2 tRNA genes and 1 rRNA gene are annotated in these 733 nt (G+C 45.6%); all 3 read right to left on the reverse strand.

The features are described from left to right. Positions 1-319: 319 nt before the first annotated feature. Positions 320-395, reverse strand: a tRNA-Ala gene (locus NHN17_RS25855). Positions 396-409: 14 nt separating this feature from the next. Beyond that, positions 410-486, reverse strand: a tRNA-Ile gene (locus tag NHN17_RS25860). Positions 487-553: 67 nt separating this feature from the next. Beyond that, positions 554-733: ribosomal RNA gene (locus NHN17_RS25865) — 16S ribosomal RNA — on the reverse strand; the annotation flags it as partial.

Below are 733 nucleotides of genomic sequence, written 5' to 3' on the forward strand. Positions count from 1 at the left end.
CAAGGCATCCACCGTGTACGCTTAGTCACTTAACCATACAACCCGAAAGGGTCTTGTGTATGGCAACTAACCAAGGTTTTTGGTTGTCATTAAGAAGGGTTAATTCTCAATGACTGTTTGCCGGACTCAATGTGATTCAAACGAATTTGAATCGAATACAAGACACTTGAATGTGTTTGTTGTGTTTATCTAAAGATAAACATTGAGAACTTTTAAATTTGATTGAATTACTCGTAAGTAATCAATCAGTCAGCTTTCCAAATTGTTAAAGAGCTTGATTCGAAACCATTTTTAAAGACTCTTAAGAAATACTTAAAGATGGTGGAGCTATGCGGGATCGAACCGCAGACCTCCTGCGTGCAAGGCAGGCGCTCTCCCAGCTGAGCTATAGCCCCATCTAGGTCGATATTGGTGGGTCTGAGTGGACTTGAACCACCGACCTCCCGCTTATCAGGCGAGCGCTCTAACCAGCTGAGCTACAGACCCAATATCGTCTCTTAACTTTTCTAAACCTAATCAATCTGTGTGGACACTTATCGTGGATATCTTCGTATAAGGAGGTGATCCAGCCCCAGGTTCCCCTAGGGCTACCTTGTTACGACTTCACCCCAGTCATGAACCACAAAGTGGTGAGCGTCCTCCCCGAAAGGTTAAACTACCCACTTCTTTTGCAGCCCACTCCCATGGTGTGACGGGCGGTGTGTACAAGGCCCGGGAACGTATTCACCGTAGC

The sequence above is a fragment of the Photobacterium pectinilyticum genome, from assembly GCF_024357955.1.
Lineage (GTDB): Bacteria > Pseudomonadota > Gammaproteobacteria > Enterobacterales > Vibrionaceae > Photobacterium > Photobacterium pectinilyticum.